Annotated in this window: 17 protein-coding genes; 5 read left to right on the forward strand and 12 right to left on the reverse strand. The window is 27.1% G+C overall.

The window, feature by feature from the left end:
* Window positions 1-57: 57 nt before the first annotated feature.
* The 3 genes from pulA to BT993_RS00840 are packed head-to-tail and all read right to left on the reverse strand — an operon-like array spanning window position 58 to window position 4,362.
* Window positions 58-1,863 carry a type I pullulanase gene (pulA, locus tag BT993_RS00830; protein ID WP_072592782.1) on the reverse strand — a complete coding sequence of 602 codons (1,806 nt, stop codon included), beginning with the start codon at window positions 1,861-1,863 and terminating at the stop codon, window positions 58-60.
* 14 nt (window positions 1,864-1,877) lie between these two features.
* Complete coding sequence (gene malQ / locus BT993_RS00835; protein ID WP_072592783.1) at window positions 1,878-3,374, reverse strand: 4-alpha-glucanotransferase; 1,497 nt, start codon at window positions 3,372-3,374, stop codon at window positions 1,878-1,880.
* Window positions 3,358-4,362, reverse strand: a complete 1,005-nt coding sequence (locus tag BT993_RS00840; RefSeq protein WP_072592784.1) for a LacI family DNA-binding transcriptional regulator — start codon at window positions 4,360-4,362, stop codon at window positions 3,358-3,360. Before BT993_RS00840 ends, malQ begins: the two co-directional genes overlap by 17 nt.
* Window positions 4,363-4,597: 235 nt before the next feature.
* Here BT993_RS00840 and alaS point away from each other — a divergent pair, with 235 nt between their 5' ends.
* The 3 genes from alaS (at window position 4,598) to BT993_RS00855 (ending at window position 8,907) form a co-directional block, all read left to right on the forward strand.
* Entirely contained in the window at window positions 4,598-7,195 is a 2,598-nt protein-coding gene (alaS, locus tag BT993_RS00845; protein ID WP_072592785.1) for an alanine--tRNA ligase, read from the forward strand.
* 1 nt (window position 7,196) lies between these two features.
* Window positions 7,197-7,625, forward strand: coding sequence for a Holliday junction resolvase RuvX (gene ruvX / locus BT993_RS00850; protein ID WP_072592786.1), 429 nt, complete (start codon window positions 7,197-7,199; stop codon window positions 7,623-7,625).
* Window positions 7,626-7,827: 202 nt separating this feature from the next.
* Entirely contained in the window at window positions 7,828-8,907 is a 1,080-nt protein-coding gene (locus tag BT993_RS00855) for a hypothetical protein (RefSeq protein ID WP_072592787.1), read from the forward strand.
* A gap of 394 nt (window positions 8,908-9,301) precedes the next feature.
* Here the strand turns inward: BT993_RS00855 and BT993_RS00860 are convergent, their stop codons facing one another.
* Entirely contained in the window at window positions 9,302-9,541 is a 240-nt protein-coding gene (locus BT993_RS00860; RefSeq protein WP_072592788.1) for a hypothetical protein, read from the reverse strand.
* 34 nt (window positions 9,542-9,575) lie between these two features.
* On the opposite strand from BT993_RS00860, the gene BT993_RS00865 reads away from it, so the two are divergent.
* Together BT993_RS00865 and BT993_RS00870 are read left to right on the forward strand one after the other, a co-directional pair.
* On the forward strand, window positions 9,576-9,872 hold the full coding sequence (locus BT993_RS00865) for a YadA C-terminal domain-containing protein (RefSeq protein ID WP_072592789.1): 297 nt from the start codon (window positions 9,576-9,578) through the stop codon (window positions 9,870-9,872).
* A gap of 56 nt (window positions 9,873-9,928) precedes the next feature.
* Window positions 9,929-11,977 carry a YadA-like family protein gene (locus BT993_RS00870; RefSeq protein WP_072592790.1) on the forward strand — a complete coding sequence of 683 codons (2,049 nt, stop codon included), beginning with the start codon at window positions 9,929-9,931 and terminating at the stop codon, window positions 11,975-11,977.
* Window positions 11,978-12,034: 57 nt separating this feature from the next.
* Here the strand turns inward: BT993_RS00870 and BT993_RS00875 are convergent, their stop codons facing one another.
* From BT993_RS00875 to BT993_RS00910, 8 genes are all read right to left on the reverse strand, one after another.
* Complete coding sequence (locus BT993_RS00875; protein ID WP_072592791.1) at window positions 12,035-13,528, reverse strand: peptide ABC transporter substrate-binding protein; 1,494 nt, start codon at window positions 13,526-13,528, stop codon at window positions 12,035-12,037.
* Between the two features lie 7 nt (window positions 13,529-13,535).
* Window positions 13,536-14,687, reverse strand: coding sequence for a methionine adenosyltransferase (metK, locus tag BT993_RS00880; protein ID WP_083557343.1), 1,152 nt, complete (start codon window positions 14,685-14,687; stop codon window positions 13,536-13,538).
* Window positions 14,687-15,289 (reverse strand): recombination mediator RecR, encoded by a 603-nt coding sequence (gene recR, locus BT993_RS00885; RefSeq protein WP_072592793.1) that lies wholly within the window; start codon window positions 15,287-15,289, stop codon window positions 14,687-14,689. Before recR ends, metK begins: the two co-directional genes overlap by 1 nt.
* Before the next feature lie 60 nt (window positions 15,290-15,349).
* On the reverse strand, window positions 15,350-16,789 hold the full coding sequence (gene pykF, locus BT993_RS00890; protein WP_208600498.1) for a pyruvate kinase PykF: 1,440 nt from the start codon (window positions 16,787-16,789) through the stop codon (window positions 15,350-15,352).
* A gap of 30 nt (window positions 16,790-16,819) precedes the next feature.
* A complete protein-coding gene (gene pfkA, locus BT993_RS00895) occupies window positions 16,820-17,785 on the reverse strand; it encodes a 6-phosphofructokinase (RefSeq protein WP_072592794.1) in 966 nt (321 codons plus the stop codon).
* Between the two features lie 112 nt (window positions 17,786-17,897).
* Window positions 17,898-18,413 (reverse strand): hypothetical protein, encoded by a 516-nt coding sequence (locus BT993_RS00900; protein ID WP_072592795.1) that lies wholly within the window; start codon window positions 18,411-18,413, stop codon window positions 17,898-17,900.
* A gap of 18 nt (window positions 18,414-18,431) precedes the next feature.
* Window positions 18,432-19,064 (reverse strand): hypothetical protein, encoded by a 633-nt coding sequence (locus tag BT993_RS00905; protein ID WP_083557344.1) that lies wholly within the window; start codon window positions 19,062-19,064, stop codon window positions 18,432-18,434.
* A gap of 16 nt (window positions 19,065-19,080) precedes the next feature.
* The gene (locus BT993_RS00910; protein WP_072592796.1) at window positions 19,081-19,647 is read right to left on the reverse strand and encodes a hypothetical protein; all 567 of its coding nucleotides are present in this window, start codon (window positions 19,645-19,647) and stop codon (window positions 19,081-19,083) included.
* Window positions 19,648-19,663: the final 16 nt, after the last annotated feature.

Below are 19,663 nucleotides of genomic sequence, written 5' to 3' on the forward strand. Positions count from 1 at the left end.
ACTAAAACATTAATATTTTCTATATTATTTTATATTATGAAATTTTTCATACATTTTTTATATATTTTTTTCTAATATTAAAATATTTAATGGTTTAACTGTGTATTCATTTACTATATTTATTTCTTCACATTCAACCTTATTAAATTCATTAAAAATTACAGTATATTTTCCACTATCTAAAATAATATTTTGTTCTTCCTTACTTACATTAGCTATAATATATATATTTCCAAATGAATATGCTAACACATTATCATCTGCTTTAATAAGTTTAAATACTTCATCTATTTTTTCATAACTATCTAATTTAAGTATTTTTTTATCTTTCCTATAACTAATTAAATCTGATAAATATTTTACATATTCACTATATTTTTCAGCCCTATCAAAATCAAATTTATTTATTTCATCACTTGATTTATATGAATTTTCTACTCCATTTTTTGTTCTAAAAAATTCCTGACCTGCATGTATAAATGGTATACCTTGCGACATCATAATTAAAGTTGTAGCAATAGATTGCATTTTAACTCTATCTTCTAAACTATCATAATTGTTAGTTATTTCTATGTGGTCATAAACTGTATTATTATCATGTGCCTCAATATATTGTATTAATTGATTTGGTGCAATATATGATTTTAAGCCCTTACCACCCTTAATGCTAGATAAAAGTCTTTCATCAAATCTTCCACCACTTACAAAACCTTGACCAAGTCTTTCATATGTAGAACCTCTTAAGCTATCCCTAATATCATCATTAAAAAATGCGATATTTGGCATTTTATAAGCATTTAATTGATTTGCTTTTAAATCATTACTTAGAGAAGTAGCAAGATCCCAACCCTCACCAAGGAGTATTATACTTTCATCTATTTTATCTAATTCTCTTCTGATTTCATTCATAGTTTCAACATCTAATATTCCCATTAAGTCAAATCTAAATCCATCAAGATTAAATTCACTTGCCCAATATTTAACACTATCAACTATATATTTTCTTATCATAGCTCTTTCACTTGCAACATCATTCCCACAACCAGTACCATTACTAAAATGGAAATATTCTGTTTTTCTAAAAGCATAATTTGGTATAGTTTTAGATAAAGAATGAGCAAGTGCATCATATACGTGATTATACACTACATCCATAATTACTCTTATTCCATTTTTATGTAAAATTTCTACCATTTCTTTTAATTCATTTATTCTTGAATAAGGATCGTTAGGATTACTTGAATATGAACCCTCAGGTACATTGTAATTTACAGGGTCATATCCCCAGTTATATCTTAAATCAGGATTTAATTCATCTACTGAATCAGTTGAATAATCATATATTGGTAAAAGTTGAACATGAGTAATTCCTAATTTTTTCAAATAATTTAATTGTTTTTCTTCAACTACCCCTAAATATTTACCTCTATTTTTAGCAGTTAATGTAAAATCTCTAATATGTAATTCATATATTACTGAATCTAACATATTAAACTTAGGTATTCTATTACCCTTTAAAGTTTTAGATAAATCAACTACAACTGATTTACCTGAATTTGCTTCACTAGCAATAGCATATGGATCAGTTGTTTCAAAAACTTCTCCCTCAAAAAATGTCTTATACATATATGGAATTTTATCTAAATCTCCATTTACAGTTAATTCAAAAATACCTTTATCAATATCTTTTATCATTTCTAAAACTTGATTATTAATTAATAATTCAACTTTAGTTGCAGTAGGAGCAAATACTCTAAAAACAGTATTTTCTTTAGAATATTCTATACCTAATTTACCGTCATACTTATATCTTAAATCTAAACCTAAATTTCTTAAATCATTATCTATTTTTCTTGTTATCATTACTACACCCTTACTTATTTATTTAATCTAAAATATGTTTTTGTTAAATCATAAATTTCTTCACTTAACTCTTTAGTAAGCATTTCTTTTCTAACTCTCCAAGACCAGTTACCTAAAGTAGATGGTGTATTCATTCTACCCTCATCACCAAGTTCTAAAAAGTCTTGCATTTGTGCTACTGCTAAATTAGCAACTGATGACCATGCAGATCTAATAAATCCTTTAACATAATCTTTAGGGTCTGTTAAATGTAAGTATTTTTTAGCAAACTCAACTTCAACTGGATTTGCATTGTTAAACCATGTTTTAACAGTATCACTATCATGAGTTCCTGTATACACTGCCCAATTTCTTTCAGTTTGATGAGGTAAAAAATCACTTTCATTTTCAGGATTAAATGCAAATTGTAACATTTTCATGCCAGGAAATCCTGTTTTTTCTCTAAATTTAACTACATCTACAGTTGTATATCCTAAATCTTCAGCAACTATATCTATTTTACCTAAAGACTGTTCAACTGCTTCAAATAATTCTACTCCAGGGGCTTTTACCCATTTACCATTTCTTGCATCTTCATCAAATTTAGGTACTGCCCAATATGATTCAAAACCTCTAAAATGGTCTATTCTTAACACATCAATATATTTCATAGTTTTTTCTATTCTATTTATCCACCATTTAAAGCCTGTTTCTTTATGTTTTTCCCAATCATATACAGGATTCCCCCATTTTTGTCCTCCTGCACTAAATCCATCAGGTGGGCAACCTCCTACTATATCATCTAAGAATAAATCTCTATCTTTCCACACTTCTAAACTATCAGGAGAAACATAAATAGGCATATCCCCTATAATCTTAATTCCTAAAGAATTAACATATTCTTTCCATTTCTTATATTGCCCAAAGAATTTGTATTGTATAAATTTTTGATAATCTATTCTATCTTTTAATAATTTTTCATATTTTTCTAATTCTACTAAATCCCTATCTTTAACTTCTTTTGGAAAATCTTCCCAAGAAATATTTCCAAAATGTTCTTTTAATGCCATAAATAAAGAATAATCATTAATCCAATCAGAATTTTCATCTATGAATTTATGGTATTCCTTATCTTCTACATTTTTAAAGTTTTCAAAAGCCTTTGCAAGTACTTCTTTTCTTGTCATATAAATCTTACCAAAATCTACTCTATTAACATCATTTCCATAATCTAAATTTTGATAATCTTCTTTATTAAGCAATCCCTCTTCTTCAAGTATTCTAAAATCTATAAAATATGGATTCCCTGCAAATGATGAAAATGATTGATAAGGTGAATCTCCATATCCTGTAGGACCTGTAGGTAATATTTGCCAATAATATTGACCAGATGCTTTAAGAAAATTAGCAAATTCATAAGCTTCTTTTCCTAAATTACCTATTCCGTATTCACTCCATAATGAAGAAATGTGCATAATTATTGCACTTTTTCTATTCTTATTAATATGTTTGTAATCAAAATTTTGTTCCATTATTATCTCCCTCTAAAATATCTGATTGAACTATTACAAAGTTCTTTTCTCTTTTAATATTTTCTATACTGTCTATAAGTATATTAACTGATTTATTTGCAAGTTCCTCATAACGTATATCTACAGTAATAAAATCTAATTTAAGATATTTTCTTAATTTAGAGTTATTAAACCCAGTAACCTCAACTTTTCTACCTAATTCCTCTATTGCTCTAATAGCTCCTATAGCTAAAATATCATCTGTAGTTACTATTACTTCTATATTCTCATCCATTTCAAGTAATTTTTTAGTCGTAAAATATGCCTCATATGAATCAAAATCAGAAGAAATTTGATGTTTACTTTTAATTTTAGCCTCTTTTAATGCTATTAAAAATCCCTCTTTCCTATAATTTGAAACAGTTAAATTAGTAGGTCCAGAAAGAAATTCAAAGTTACTGTATCCTTTCTCTATCATTTTTTTAGTTACTTCTTTTGTAGCTTTAATATTGTCATTATCCACCCACATTCCCATGCTAAGTTCTTTAGGAGTTCCTAATATTACATAAGGAAAATTTATTTTCTGTAAATAGTTAATATTTCTATCATTTTCAACTAAATTCAAGAACACAAGCCCATCTATTCTATTTGTTTTTATCAATCTTTCAATGTTTTCATGTGATTCTTGATTATCTTTTGAATGTATGTATAGTATATAGTAACCTCTTTCAAGTGCATAAGTACTAATATATGATAAAGTTTCTGTAAAGAAATCATTTTGTAAAGGATTATCATTATGATCTTCTATAACTATCCCTATAATTCTACTACTACTTTTAGTTAATGAAACAGCAGCAGAATTTGGAAAATAGTCAAGTTCTTTAATAACTTTAAGCACTTTCCTTTTAGTCTTATCACTAATTAATGGACTATTAGACATTACTCTTGATACTGTAGCCTCACTAACATTTGCTTTCTTTGCAACATCCTTAATTGTAATCTTTTTCATGTTTACTCCTTTTTGTGCAAGCATTTTCATTAAAAAGTATACTATCATTTATTAGTTTTTTCAATAGCATTTGTGCAAAAAAAATTGCATAGATTTTTTCTATGTCTGTATCATATGTCAAAAAGTATTGATATTATCTTATTTTTATTTATTTTACCACTTTCAATTTTATTGAAATTAATAATGTTTTGTGATATACTTTTAAAGTATAAATTAAATATAAAGGTGATAAAAAATGACTGGAAATGAATTAAGAAAAAGCTTTATTGAGTTTTTTAAATCTAAGAAGCACAAGCATTTTGAAAGTGCATCTCTAATACCAGATGATAAAACATTACTGCTAACAGTTGCTGGTATGGTACCTTTTAAATCATTTTTCTTAGGTGAAAAAAAAGCACCATATAACAGAATAACTACATATCAAAAATGTATAAGAACTAATGACTTAGAAAATGTTGGAGTAACTCCAAGACACCATACTTTCTTTGAAATGTTAGGTAATTTTTCTTTTGGAGATTATTTCAAAAGAGAATCAATTAAATGGTCTTGGGAATATATAACTGAAATATTAAAATTAGATCCAAATAGATTATATGTATCTGTTTATTTAACAGATGATGAAGCATATGATATATGGACTAAAGAAGTTGGAGTACCAGAAGATCATATGGTAAGACTAGGTGATGATGATAATTGGTGGGCAGCTGGTCCTATAGGTTCTTGTGGACCATGTTCTGAAATATATTATGATACTCAAATTATGGGAGAAAATAATGAGGAAATAAATGCTAAACCTGGAGATGAGGGTAATAGATTTTTAGAAATCTGGAACTTAGTATTTACTGAATGGAATAGACTTGAAGACGGAACTCTTGTTCCACTTCCAGAAAAAAATATTGATACAGGAGCTGGACTTGAAAGAATAGCATCAGTAGTACAAAATAAGGAAAATAATTTTGAAACTGATTTATTTATTCCAATTATTAAGAACATTAAAAAAGTACTAAATATAAACGGAGAACAAATTTCAACTTCTGTTAAAATAATTGCAGATCACTTAAAAGCATCAACTTTCTTAATTTGTGATGGTGTATTACCGTCTAATGAGGGACGTGGATACATACTTAAAAAATTGATAAGAAGAGCTTACGGAGCTGGAGCAATTGAAAATAAAGATATTTTTAATAATTCTCTTACTTTTTTACATAATATAGTTGACTCTATTATAGACAACATGAAAGAAGCATATCCAGAACTTAATGAAAAAAGAGATTACATAAAAAATATTATAAAATCTGAAGAAGATAAATTCTCTAAAACATTAAAATCTGGAACTGAAATATTATTTGAAGAAATTAAAAAATGTAAATCAGAAAATATAGATAAATTACCAAGTGAAGTATCATTTAAACTTTATGATACTTATGGATTCCCATTTGAATTTACAAAATTAATAGTTGAAAATAATAAAATGATAGTTTGTGAAAATGAATTTAATCAAAAATTAGAAGAACAAGTTAAAAGATCTCAAGATTCAAGAGTAAAAAATTCTGATATGATTAAAGATGAATTTATAGATAAATTCTATAAAGAAAATGGTAAAACTCTATTTACAGGTTATGATACTTTAATTGATGAAGCAAAAGTATTACACATTAAAAATTTAGAAAATGGTTTATTTGAGGTAATATTTAATAGAACTCCATTCTACGCTGAGGGTGGTGGTCAAGTAGCAGATAAAGGTGTAATTAAATACGATAACAAAATTATTGCAGAAATTAAAGATGTTGCTAAAAAATCTGATATATTTATACACTATATTTCAGGTGAAGAACTTAAATTTGATGTAGACTATATTTTAGAGGTTAATAAAAAAGTAAGAAATGATATTAAGAAAAATCATACTGCAACACATCTACTACACAAAGCATTAAGAGAAGTATTAGGAAACAGTGTAGAACAAGCTGGATCATTAGTTAATGAAGATGGATTAAGATTTGATTTCTCATATTACGAACAAGTTAGTCCTGAGCAAGTTACTACTATTGAAAATAGGGTAAATGAATTAATTTTAGAAAATTTACCTGTATACATTAATTATGAAAATATCAATGATGCTGTTTCAAAAGGTGCTATGGCATTATTCAGTGATAAATATGGAGATGTCGTAAGAGTTATTGATATTTCAGGTGTATCATTAGAACTTTGTGGAGGAACACATGTATCTTCTACTGGTGAAATAGGATTATTTAAAATTAAATCAGAACAAGGTAAAGCATCTGGTATAAGAAGAATAGAAGCAATAACAGGATATAAGAGTTTAGAGTATGTACACAATTTAGAAAAAGATATACAAGATATATCTAATAAATTTAAAACTTCTCCTGCTAACCTAATTCCTGCTATAAATAAATATAAGGAAGAAGTAAAAGTCCAAGAAAATACTATTAAAGAGTTACAAAGAAGATTAGTTAAATTTGAAATTAATGATTTAACTAATGAAACTGTAGAAATTAATGGTGTAAAAGTATTGGTTAAATCATTTAAAGATAAAGATGTAAATGAATTAAAAGATTTAGTAGATAGAGCTAAAGAAATTCTTAAATCATGTGTAATCTTATTTGGTTCAAACAATGAAAAAGCAATATTTGTTTCAGGTGTTACTAAAGATTTAATTAATAAATATCACGCTGGAAACATAGTTAAAAATGCTGCTACTATTGCTGACGGTAATGGTGGAGGAAGACCAGATTTTGCACAAGCAGGTGGAAAAGATGGAAATAAAGTAAAAGAGGCATTAGAAAAAACTTTAGAATACATCAAAGGTCTATAATATGAAAATATATTTAGGTTTAGATGTTGGAGATGTAAGAATAGGTGTAGCTAAATCTGATGGTCTTGCAATGTTTGCTTCAAGCTATGAAGTAATAGATAGAAACATTACAAATCCATTTGAAAGAATAAAAGATATTATAAAAGAAGAAAAAGTAATAGGACTTGTATTAGGTTTACCTAAAACTAAAGACGGACAAAATGCAATACAAGTTGAAAAAATAGAAAGATTTGTTAAAGAATTAAAACCATTTATACCTAAAGATTTGACTATACACTATATAGATGAGAGGTATACAACTAAGGAAGCTGAATATTATTTAAAAAACTTTTCCAAAAAAAATGGTAAAGAAAGAAGAAAAGTTGTAGACATGGTTGCAGCTCAAATAATATTACAGAATTTTTTAGATAAATATAGAGGGAAAATATAAAATATTATTACTAAAACAAAAGTATTTCTAATATTTATAGAAATACTTTTTTTATCCTATTTAAATATTTAATTTTCAATATTTACATTTTCTATTGAAAATATTTTTTTTATAATAAAACTATTGACAATATATATATAATTTATTTTAGAGTTTTTTTTACAAGGTTTTTTATATATATAAATAAAAAGGAGATCATATAATGATAGAAAAAATATTAAAAAATAAATTATTTAAAAAGATAACAATAGTATCTTTAATAATTAGTAAATTTTTTATGTTTTTTTTTGAAGAAATTTCTTATTCTGAAGAAGAGTCTACAAAAATAACATTTGATAACGGAACAACTCATACAATTAATACCCCAATCATTAATACTGTAAGTAAATATTATGAAGGATATAACTATATAGATGGACACTATGCTGGATTAAATTTATATGATAGTGATTATGTTGAAAACAGTATATATCCACTTAAATCATATTCAATACTAAACTATGAAGTAGATGGAAATGAAATAAATAGTCAATTACAATCAACAGCAGTTGCTATAGGTTCTCATAGTATGTCAGCTCAAGGTGGTGTAAGTATAGGTAGTTATTCTAAATCAACTAAAGAAGCTGTATTTGGAGTAAATGTAGGATTTCAAGCTAGAACTGAGGGATTATCTTCAATTGCAGTTGGTGCTGGAAGTTTAGGTAAAGGTAGATTATCACAAGCTTATGGAAGAAATTCAACTGCAATAGGTGATGAATCAATCGCTCAAGGTACTGCATCTTTATCTAAATCTAAAGGAGCAATTGCTTTAGGTACTGTTGCAACTGCAAGTGGAGAAAATGCAATAGCTATAGGTTCTTCTGATATGAAATCTGAAAATAGTAGCTATAAATATCAAGATGATAAAACAAAAAGAACAGATGCCTCTGGTAAAAACTCTATAGCTTTAGGACATATGGCTCAAGCTTCTAAAAAAAATACATTAGCCTTAGGAAAAGGTGCAAATGCGAGTATAGATAAATCAGTAGCATTAGGTTCAGAAAGTATTACTACAGAAGCTAAGGCAACAAAAGATGCTAAAATAGGTGATATAACATACAGTGGATTTGCAGGAAATAATCCTAATTCTGTAGTATCTATTGGTTCTAAAGATAAAGAAAGACAACTACAAAATGTAGCATCGGGGCAAATAAATGATAAATCAACAGATGCAATAAATGGTTCTCAACTTTATGCAACTAATATGGTTATAGGTACATTAGCAACCTCAAAACAATATTAGGTAGAGATGCTAAAATAAATGAAAATGGTCAAGTTAATATTAGTAATATTGGTGATACTAATAAAAGTAATATTAATGAAGCAATAAAAGCATCAATAACAGAAGTTAGAACAAATGATAATTCAGCAATAAGTGTAATATCAAGTAAAAATACTACAGATAGTCACTCAATCTATACTTTAAGTGTAAAAACAGATGATAAAACAATATTAAAAGATAATGGAAATTTAAAAGTTAATGTTGGTAAAATTGAAACAAAAAATAATAAAGGTAAAATATTAGCTAAATCAGATAATGACGAGAAAATAGCTAAAACTGGAGATGTAATAAAAGCAATAAATCGTTTAGGAGACAATACTATCGTATTTTCTGGAGATCGTGGAACTACTAATATTCAAAATTTAAACAAATCAAATGGAATAAAATTTAAAATTAAAGGTTCAAATTCAATTAAAACTAATGCCCATGGAAATAAAATATTATTAGATTTAAAAGATAAAGTAAAAGAAGATATAGAAAAAGGGGTTGTTGCTAATAGTGGTGTGGCAAATGCAGTAGCAATGGCAAATTTACCACAAGTAAGTGCAATGGGAAACCAAAAACATAATATAGCTGGTTCATATTGATATTTCAATGGAGAACATGCTTTTGCATTAGGATTATCAGGAATGAATAAAACAGGAAATTTAGTCTATAAATCAAGTGGAGCCTTAAATACAAGAGGTCATGTAGCATTGGGTATAGGACTTGGATATCAATTTAATAATATGGTTTCAAGAAATAAAGATATGCTAACATTACAAAGAAATGGAAATATTAACTTACTTGATGAAAATGTTCATGAACTTGAAATTCAATTTAATGATATGAAAAAAGAAAATATTTCATTAAAAGATGAAGTGAAAAATTTAAGAACTAAATTATCTGAATTAGATATATTAATCAAAACTATAATTAAAAAATAAAAAAGAGCCTATCAAAATAGGTTTTTGTTACTTAAACATATATAAAAGGAGATGATATGAAAATAATAAATTTATTATTAAAAAATAAATTACTAATTAACAGAAATATAATAACAACATTTTTAATATTTGGAGGTTTTTTAGGAAAATTAACTTATTCATATGAAATAGAATTTACTAATGGAAATGGAATGGAGGGTATAGACGCTGAAATTATTGATATGATAACTGAAAATTATGAGGGCCGTGACCATATAAGTGGACATTATTCTGGAGTAGTTATATACGATGAAAAGGAATACCAAGATAAAAATTACATTAAACCATATAGACTTATAGACTATAAAGTTAATGATAACAAAATAAATACTAATGTCATATCAACAGCAGTTGCTATAGGTTCACATAGTATATCAGGTCAAGGTGGTGTAAGTATAGGTAGTTATGCTCAATCAACTAAAGAAGCTGTATTTGGAGTAAATTTAGGATTCCAAGCTAGAACTAAGGGATTAGCATCAATTGCAGTTGGTGCTGGAAGTTTAGGTGAAGGTAAATTATCACAAGCTTATGGGAGAAATTCTACAGCTATAGGAGATATGTCAATAGCTAAAGGTACAGCATCTCTAGCTAAATCTAAAGGTTCAATAGCTTTAGGTACTGTTGCAACTGCAACTGGAGAAAATGCAATAGCTATAGGTTCTTCTGATTTAGATAAAAATGAAAGTGATAGTAATGGATATAAATACCCTACTGATGAAGCAAAAAGAACAAATGCCTCTGGTAAAAATTCTATTGCATTAGGACATAAGGCTCAATCTTCTAAAGAAGATACATTAGCCTTAGGAAAAGGAGCAAATGCAAGTATAGATAAATCAGTTGCACTTGGTTCAGATAGTATTACAACAATGGCAACAGTAGTAAAAGAGGCTACAATAGGAAATATAAAATATAGTGGATTTGCTGGGAGTAATCCAGATTCAGTTGTATCTATAGGTAAAAGTGGTCAAGAAAGACAATTACAAAATGTTGCAGCAGGACAAGTTAGTAATACATCAACAGATGCAATAAATGGTTCTCAACTTTATTCAACTAATATGGTTTTAGGAAAATTAGCAGATTCCGTTAAAACAGTTCTAGGTGGAGATGCTAAAGTAAATGAAAATGGTTCTGTAAGTATTAGTAATATTGGTGGAACAGGTAAAAATAATATAAATGATGCAATAAAAGCTGTTAAAACAGAAGTTAAAGCAGATAATAATTCAGCAATAAGTGTAACATCAAGTAATGCAACAGACGGACACCCAATATATACTTTAGATGTGAAAACAGATAATAAAACAGTATTAAAAGATGGTAATACTGGTAATTTAAAAGTTAATGTAGGAACAATTACAACTGAAATAACTAATAGTAAAATATTAGCTAAATCAGATAACAATGATAAAATAGCTTTAACAGGAGATGTCGTAAAAGCTATAAATACTTTAGGAGATAATAATATTAAATTTAATACTGACAATGGAGAAACTAAATCACAAACTTTAAATAGAGCTAGTGGGCTAAAATTTAGTATAAAAGGTTCAGAAACAATAAAAACAACAGCTAAAAACAATGAAATATCTATAGACTTATCAGATAAAACAAAAAAAGATATAGAAAAAGGAGTTATAGCTAATAGTGGTGTGGCAAATGCAGTAGCAATGGCAAACTTACCACAAGTAAGTGCAATAGGTAATCAAAGGCATAATATAGCTGGTTCATATGGATATTTTAATGGAGAACATGCTTTTGCATTGGGATTATCAGGAATGAATGAAGTAGGAAATTTAGTATATAAGGCAAGTGGTTCATTAAATACAAAAGGTCATGTGTCTTTAGGAGCTGGGATAGGATATCAATTTGATAATATAGTTTCAAGAAGTAAAGATATGCTAACATTACAAAGAAATGGAAATATTAACCTACTTGATGAGAAAGTTTATGAACTTAAAATACAATTTAATGATATGAAAAAAGAAAATACTACATTAAAAAATGAAGTAAAAGATTTAAAAGATAAATTATATGAATTAGAAATGTTAATTAAAACTATAATTAATAACTAGACATAAATATTAAAAAATACACCTCAAACTCTTTATGGGAGATGAGGTGTATTATTTTTATTTCCATTTAATATATGATATATCAGTAACGCTTCCTATAGGATAATTTACTATATTTGTAATTCTATCACTAATATATTGATTTTCTATAGAGAAATAAAGTGGTGATACTATTAAATTTTCTAATAACATTTTTTCTGCTTCTTTTACTTTATTTAATCTATCTTCGGTAAATATTCTACCCTCTTCAACTAATTCTCTATATTTTTCTTGTTCAAATACTTCTATTTTCTTATTCTTATATTTAAATCTATCTAGTATAGATACTGGATCTTTATACTTAGATGACCAAGTATTTAATGCAATATCATATTTATTTTCTCTAATTAAAGCCAATCTATCATTATATGGTACAGTCTTAACCTCTACCTCTAATCCTAAATTTTTCTTTAATTGCTCTTGTATAAATTGTATTTCTTTAACTTCTATAGAATTATTTCCAGATAATAATTCTATTTTGAAATTATCTACTTCTAATTCTTTCTTTGCAAGTTCTAATTCAAATTTAGCAAGTTCTAAATTAAAATCTTCAATTAAATAATCTGGTGTATAATCAAATAATTCATTTATTAAATTAAGTGCTTTTTTAGAACCATCATTTTTTAATTTAATATATGCCTCTCTATCTATGGCAAGAGATATAGCTTTTCTTAAATGTATATTTTTTAATATCTCATTATTCACTAGATTATAGTCTAAATACCATATTCTACCATTATAATATGAATTAATATTTTTAGAATCAAGTAATTCAACATCTACTCTTGAAATATCTATATCTTCATTTTTTATTAAATTATTTAATACAGAATAATCTTTAAAATAAACATATTTAACTTTATTAATATGTACTTCTGAACTTCTCCAATAATTTTCATTTTTAGTAATTAATATTTCTTGTTCTGTTTGTAATTCTAACTTATATGGTCCGTTATATTTCCCCTCTTTATATGGTGCAGTTACTGGTAATGTCATTAAATAAGGGAAATAGTTATAGTCTTTTTCAAGCTCAATAACTAACATATTATTTTCAATCTTAATACCGACATCTTTTCTGCTAACATTACCCTCATAATAATTTTTAGCATTTTTTATTATAAATAATTTAGAGGCATATTGAGAAAGAAAATCTTTATTAAGTACTTTTATTAAAGATTCTTCTATATCTTCAAGTTTAATTTCTGTCCCATCTGAATATTTAAGATTATCTCTTAATTCAAATGAATATTTATTACCCTCTTTAATATAGCTTTTAGCAAGTCCACCTATAATTTTACCTTTATCATCAAATCTTAATAATCCCTCATAAATAGAACTAGACAATTGCATAGAAATACTATCATCAAATTTATGTGGATCTAAAGTTCTTGGAGACGTAAATAAATTATATACCAATACTTTATCTTCTATATTTACTTCTTCTTTAAAACAAGAAATAAATAAAACAAAAAAGGCTAATATACACATCAATTTGTTTAATATTTTTCTCATATTTCCACTATCCTTTCAATCTATTCTTTAAATCCTCTACTTTATCCAATCTTTCCCATGGTAAGTCTATATCTTTTCTACCTATATGACCAAATGCTGCTAAATCTTGATATCTAAAACTTGGTTTTCTTAAAGATAAAGATTTTTCTATACCACGTGGTGTTAAATCAAATATTTCTTTAACTACTTTAGCTATTTTACTATCTTCAATATTTGAAGTTCCAAATGTATCTACTAATATTGATGTTGGTTCTACTACACCTATAGCATATGATAATTGAACTTCACATTTTTTTGCAATACCTGATGCTACTATATTTTTAGCTATCCATCTTGCTGCATATGCAGCTGATCTATCCACTTTAGAACTATCTTTTCCAGAAAATGCTCCACCACCATGTCTAAAATATCCACCATATGTATCAACTATTATTTTTCTACCTGTAAGTCCAGTATCTCCATGTGGTCCACCTATTACAAAACGTCCTGTAGGATTAATATAGAAATTATCAACTTCTGAAATATCTCTTCCATACTCAACAAGAGCTGGTTTAATTACTAATTCTTTTAATTCTCTTTTTATAACTTCAAGAGTTACTTCTTCATCATGTTGCACTGATAAAACTATAGACTCTACTTTTTGTACATTTCCATTTTTATCATATTCTAATGTAACTTGAGCTTTTGCATCTGGTCTTGCCCAAGATAAAGTCTTATTTCTTGTTAATGCTGTTAATTTCATTATTATATTTCTAGCTAAACTTAAGGCAAGTGGCATAAATTCTGGAGTTTCATCTACTGCTCCACCAAACATTATACCTTGATCTCCAGCACCTCCTATATCTACACCCTGTGCAATATCAGATGATTGTGAGTGTATCATGTTTACGACACCACAATCATAATCAAAGCCAAGTCCTGGCACATAACCTATTTCTTCAATTTTATCTCTTACTAATTTTTGTATATCAACATAAGTTTTAGTTGTTATTTCTCCACCCACTAATACAAATCCAGTTGTAGCAAATGTTTCACATGCAACCCTTGAATCTTCATCTTGAGATAAACAAGCATCAAGTACTGCATCAGAAATCTGATCACAAATTTTATCTGGATGTCCCGGTGATACAAATTCTGAAGTAAAATATATTTTTTCCATTATTCTTCATCCCCTCTCTTTATTATTACTCTACCCTCTAACGACTTAATTAAAGTAGCACTATCAGAATATTCTATATTTCCACCTATAGGTATTCCACTAGCAATTCTACTAACTTTAACATTCATACTACTTAATAATTTTGTAAGGTAAAGTATAGTTGTTTCTCCCTCTAAATCAGGATTTAGTGCAAGAATTACCTCATTTACATTCTCATCTATTCTTAATAAAAGACTATCTATATTTAATTCATCTATACCTATACCATTTAATGGATCTATTTTACCACCTAATACATGATATAGTCCATTATATGAACTTGCTTTATTAAAAGCATAAATATCTCTTGTATCTTCTACTACACAAATTACATTTTTATTTCTATTAGTAGAACTACATATATCACATATTCCTAAATCAGTTAGATTATGACATATACTACATGGCTTTATATTCTCATATGCACTTTTAATAGTATATAGTAGATAGTTTATATCATCTTCATCTTTTGAAAGTAAATCAAAAGCAATCCTTGTTGCATTTTTTTTACCTATACCTTTTAAATTAGATAATACTAGCACTAATTCATCAATTTTTTTCATACGTTACCTTTCATAGAAAAAGAACTGAATAACCAGTTCTTTTTCTATTATTATATTTTATTATCCTATTCTTGCAACTTTAAATGTATTAGTTGTTCCAGTTTCAGAAATTCCTGTTACTAATACAACTAAGTCTCCTTTTTTAAATCCTGTGTATGCTTCATCTTCAGTAGTTGAAGCATTTGATGCTGCTACTTCTAAAGCTTTAGCAAAGAAGTGTTCAGCATTATCTAAGTCTGTAGCAACAACTGCTCTAACTCCTCTTACTAATGCTAATTGTCTTGCAGTAACTTCAGAATCAGTTAAAGCAATAATTGGCATAGTTGGATTGTATTTTCTAATCATTTTAGCTGCTCTTCCTGTTTTTGTCCAACAAACTATTAATTTAGCCCCTAAATTTTCAGCAGCTTCTACTGCACCTTTTGATATAGCTTCTGTAATTGTTACATCATGGCTGTAGTAAATTTTTGGTACTCCATATTCATCTGTTTTAGCAGAAATTGTAGCCATAGTTTTAACAGCTTCAACTGGGTATTTACCATTTGCAGATTCTCCAGATAACATAACTGCATCTGTTCCATCTAAGATAGCATTAGCAACGTCTCCTGCTTCTGCTCTTGTAGGTCTTGGATTTTTTTGCATAGAATCTAACATTTGAGTAGCTGTAATTACTGGTTTTCCAGCTGCATTACATTTTTTAATCATCATTTTTTGTGCAAATGGAACTTCTTCAACTGGAATTTCTACTCCTAAATCTCCTCTTGCAACCATAATTCCATCAGATAATTCTAAGATTTCATCAAAGTTATCTATACCCTCTTGATTTTCTATTTTAGAAATTATTTTAATGTGTTCTCCACCATTTTCATCTAATACTCTTCTAACTTCTGCAACGTCTGAAGCTTTTCTTATAAATGATGCAGCTATAAAGTCAACTCCAACTTCACATCCAAATTTTAAATCCCCTTTATCTTTTTCAGCTAAAGCTGGTAATGAAACTGATACTCCTGGTAAATTAACACCTTTCTTTTGTCCTAATGCTCCAGAGTTTTTAACTTTACAGAAAATTTCGTTCCCCTCTATTCTCTTAACTTCTAATCCTATTAATCCATCATCTATTAATATAGTATCTCCTGGTTTTAAATCCTTAGTCATGTTAGGATAAGAAACTGATATTTTTTCAGGTGTTCCTTTAAATTCATAATCTGTAGTAACTATGAAATCTTGTCCTTCAACTAATTCATATTTAACGTCACCTTCAGCATGAGAACCTGTTCTAATTTCTGGCCCTTTAGTATCTAATAAAATCGCAACATATTTACCTGTTTCTTTTGATATTTCTCTTATAGTTTTAATTCTATTTCCATGTTCTTCAAAATCTCCATGTGAGAAATTTAATCTCATAACATTCATTCCACTTAAAATTAATTGTTTTAAAACTTCTTTCTTTTCACTTTTAGGTCCTATAGTACATACAACCTTAGTCATTTTTATTTTCATTTAAATCCTCCTAAATATTTATTTTAAAGCTTAAACCGATAACATCATTGCAATATCATAATCTTCTTGAGATTTCTTATGATAATTTTCCCATGCGTATGATAGTTTGTGAGTAACCACAGTTGAACTTTCAATTCCAACCATTAAACCTGATTGTCCTTCTAATAATAATTCTACTGCCTTAACTCCTAATCTAGTAGCAAGTAATCTATCTGCTGCTGTAGGATTACCTCCTCTTTGAATATGTGATAATGCAGTATGTTTAACATCTAACTCAGGCATTCTTTCCTTTAATTCTTTAAGTATATTTTCTTTATTTTTATATCCTTCTGACATTATTATTACATCATAGAATTTTCCAGCTTTTCTTCTTTTTTGAATAATGTTTATTATATCTTCAATAGAAGTTTCAACCTCTGGAATTAATATACCATTTGCTCCTGCTGCAATTCCAGCATTTAAAGCTAAATCTCCACAGTTTCTTCCCATAACTTCTATAAAGAAAGTTCTATCATGAGATTTTGCTGTATCTCTAATTTGATTGAATGACTCAAGTATTATATTTAATGCAGTATCATAACCTATAGTATAATCTGTCCCTGCAATATCATTATCTATAGTTCCAGGTATTCCTATAGTTTTTATTCCATGTTCTTCATATAAATAATGAGCTCCATGGAAAGAACCATCTCCACCTATTACCACTAAGCCCTCAATTCCATATTCTTTTAAAATATTCGCTGCTTTAGTTCTTACTTCTGGGTCTTTAAATTCTGGTAATCTTGCTGATAATAACATAGTCCCACCTTTTCCTGCAAGACCAGCTACATCAAGCAATGACATTTTAAATATATCCTTATTTAAAATTCCCTTATACCCTCTTCTAATACCGTAAACTTCCATGCCCTTGTGCATAGCTGTTTTAGCAACTACTCTTATAGCGGTATTCATACCTTGTGAATCTCCGCCACTAGTTAAGATTGCTATCTTTTTCATTATATCCTCCGTTTCATTCTAACTTTATTAATTACTTAAGTATTTTATCATTTTTTAGCAAAAAAATCAATATATATCATTATTTAAAAAAACAGTAGTTAATACTACTGTTTTAAAATGTATATCCTGTTTCTATTCCAAGCAATCCTTTACTATATCCTATATAAAAAGCAATATTAAACTTATCTTTTATTTTAGCTCCTAATGAAATTTTACTTACATTTATAATTTCATAACTTTCAACTTTATTAGACATAAATTTAATTAATCCACCTATACCAACTTCTATACCAGAATATAATCTAACATTTTCTTTTAATCTATAATTAAAGTCTCCTTCTCCTCCCAAAACTAACCCATTTAAAAATTTAGTTTTTGAAATATAATTTGAAAAAATTAAATTAACTTTTGGACCAAAAGTTAAATCTATCTTATTATTAATCTGATATTTCCATTCAGGCAAAACCCCTATAGATGTAGAAATAAACTCATTACCGTTGTCTTTTTCACTTAGAATATAACCAAATCCTAAAGACAAATCTACTCTATATCTTGGTCCAATAATATTATTTGAAAATGAAATTAACCCTATTCCAACAAATAATATTATTAATAACATTTTTTTCATATATTTTATTCCTTTCTTCTAAAAAGTATACCCTGATTCTATTCCAAATAATCCTTTAACATTTCCTACATAAAATCCTACATTATACTTATCATTTAATTTAAATCCTAAAGAAATTTTAGCTATAGATAATAAATTTTCTCCACTTGGAGTTAATGTTGGATACAAAATCTTAATACCTCCTCCTATTCCAAACTCTATTCCTGTGTATAATTTAAAATTTTCAATTAATCTATAATTAAAATCAGATACTACACCTAAAATTAAACCATGACTAATACCAATAGAATTTCCTGATAAATAATTATAGACATTTAAAGTTATCTTTGGTCCAAATGTTATATCAAAATTTTTATTGACTATAGTTTTCCATTCAGATGAAAATCCAACAGAAAGAGAAATAAATTTTTTAGCATAATTATTATTTGAAATTTGAACATATCTACTATTTATTATACCTAATGATCCATCAATCTTATATCTTGGTCCTATTATTTTATTTAAAGTCTCACTATTATTAACTTTATTTTTAAAGTCTGAAGATTTAGTTGAAACTTTTTTAGTTACATTTTTTCTATTATTTGCTTTCGTTGAAATTGAAAAAGAATTTAATCCTAATCCAATAAACAATATTATTAATATCTTTTTCATATATTATTCCCTTCTTCTAAAAAGTATAGCCTAATTCTATTCCTAACACTCCTTTAGTATTTCCTGTATAAAGAGCTACATTAAATTTATCTTTTATTTTAACTCCTAATGACATTTTACCTATAGTAGCTAATTCTGTCCTCTTTAATTCTAAAGGAGAATTATTACTATTGCTAACTCTTTTATCTAAAGGTATATGCTTCATGTGTATTGCAACTCCTGTTCCAATTTCTATACCAGTATATATTTTAATATTATCTTTTAATTTATAGTTAAAATCTACTTCCCCTCCTAAAATTACACTAGGTCTAATTTTTGATTTACTTTGATAACTATGAAAGTCAATATTTACTGTAACTTTAGGCCCAAATGTTATATCTATTTTTTTATTAATTTGAGCTTTAAATTCAGGCAATATTGAAATAGATCCTGAAGTATATCTAATATTTTCAAATTTACTTTCTTGTTTAGTACTAATAAAACCTAATGCTCCTTCAACCCTATATTTTCCACCAGTAATATTCGTTGAAAATGAAATCATTCCTACAACAGATAGCATTATTGATAATATTAATTTTTTCATATATTATTCCTTTCTT

It is taken from the genome of Streptobacillus ratti (assembly GCF_001891165.1).
Classification (GTDB): domain Bacteria; phylum Fusobacteriota; class Fusobacteriia; order Fusobacteriales; family Leptotrichiaceae; genus Streptobacillus; species Streptobacillus ratti.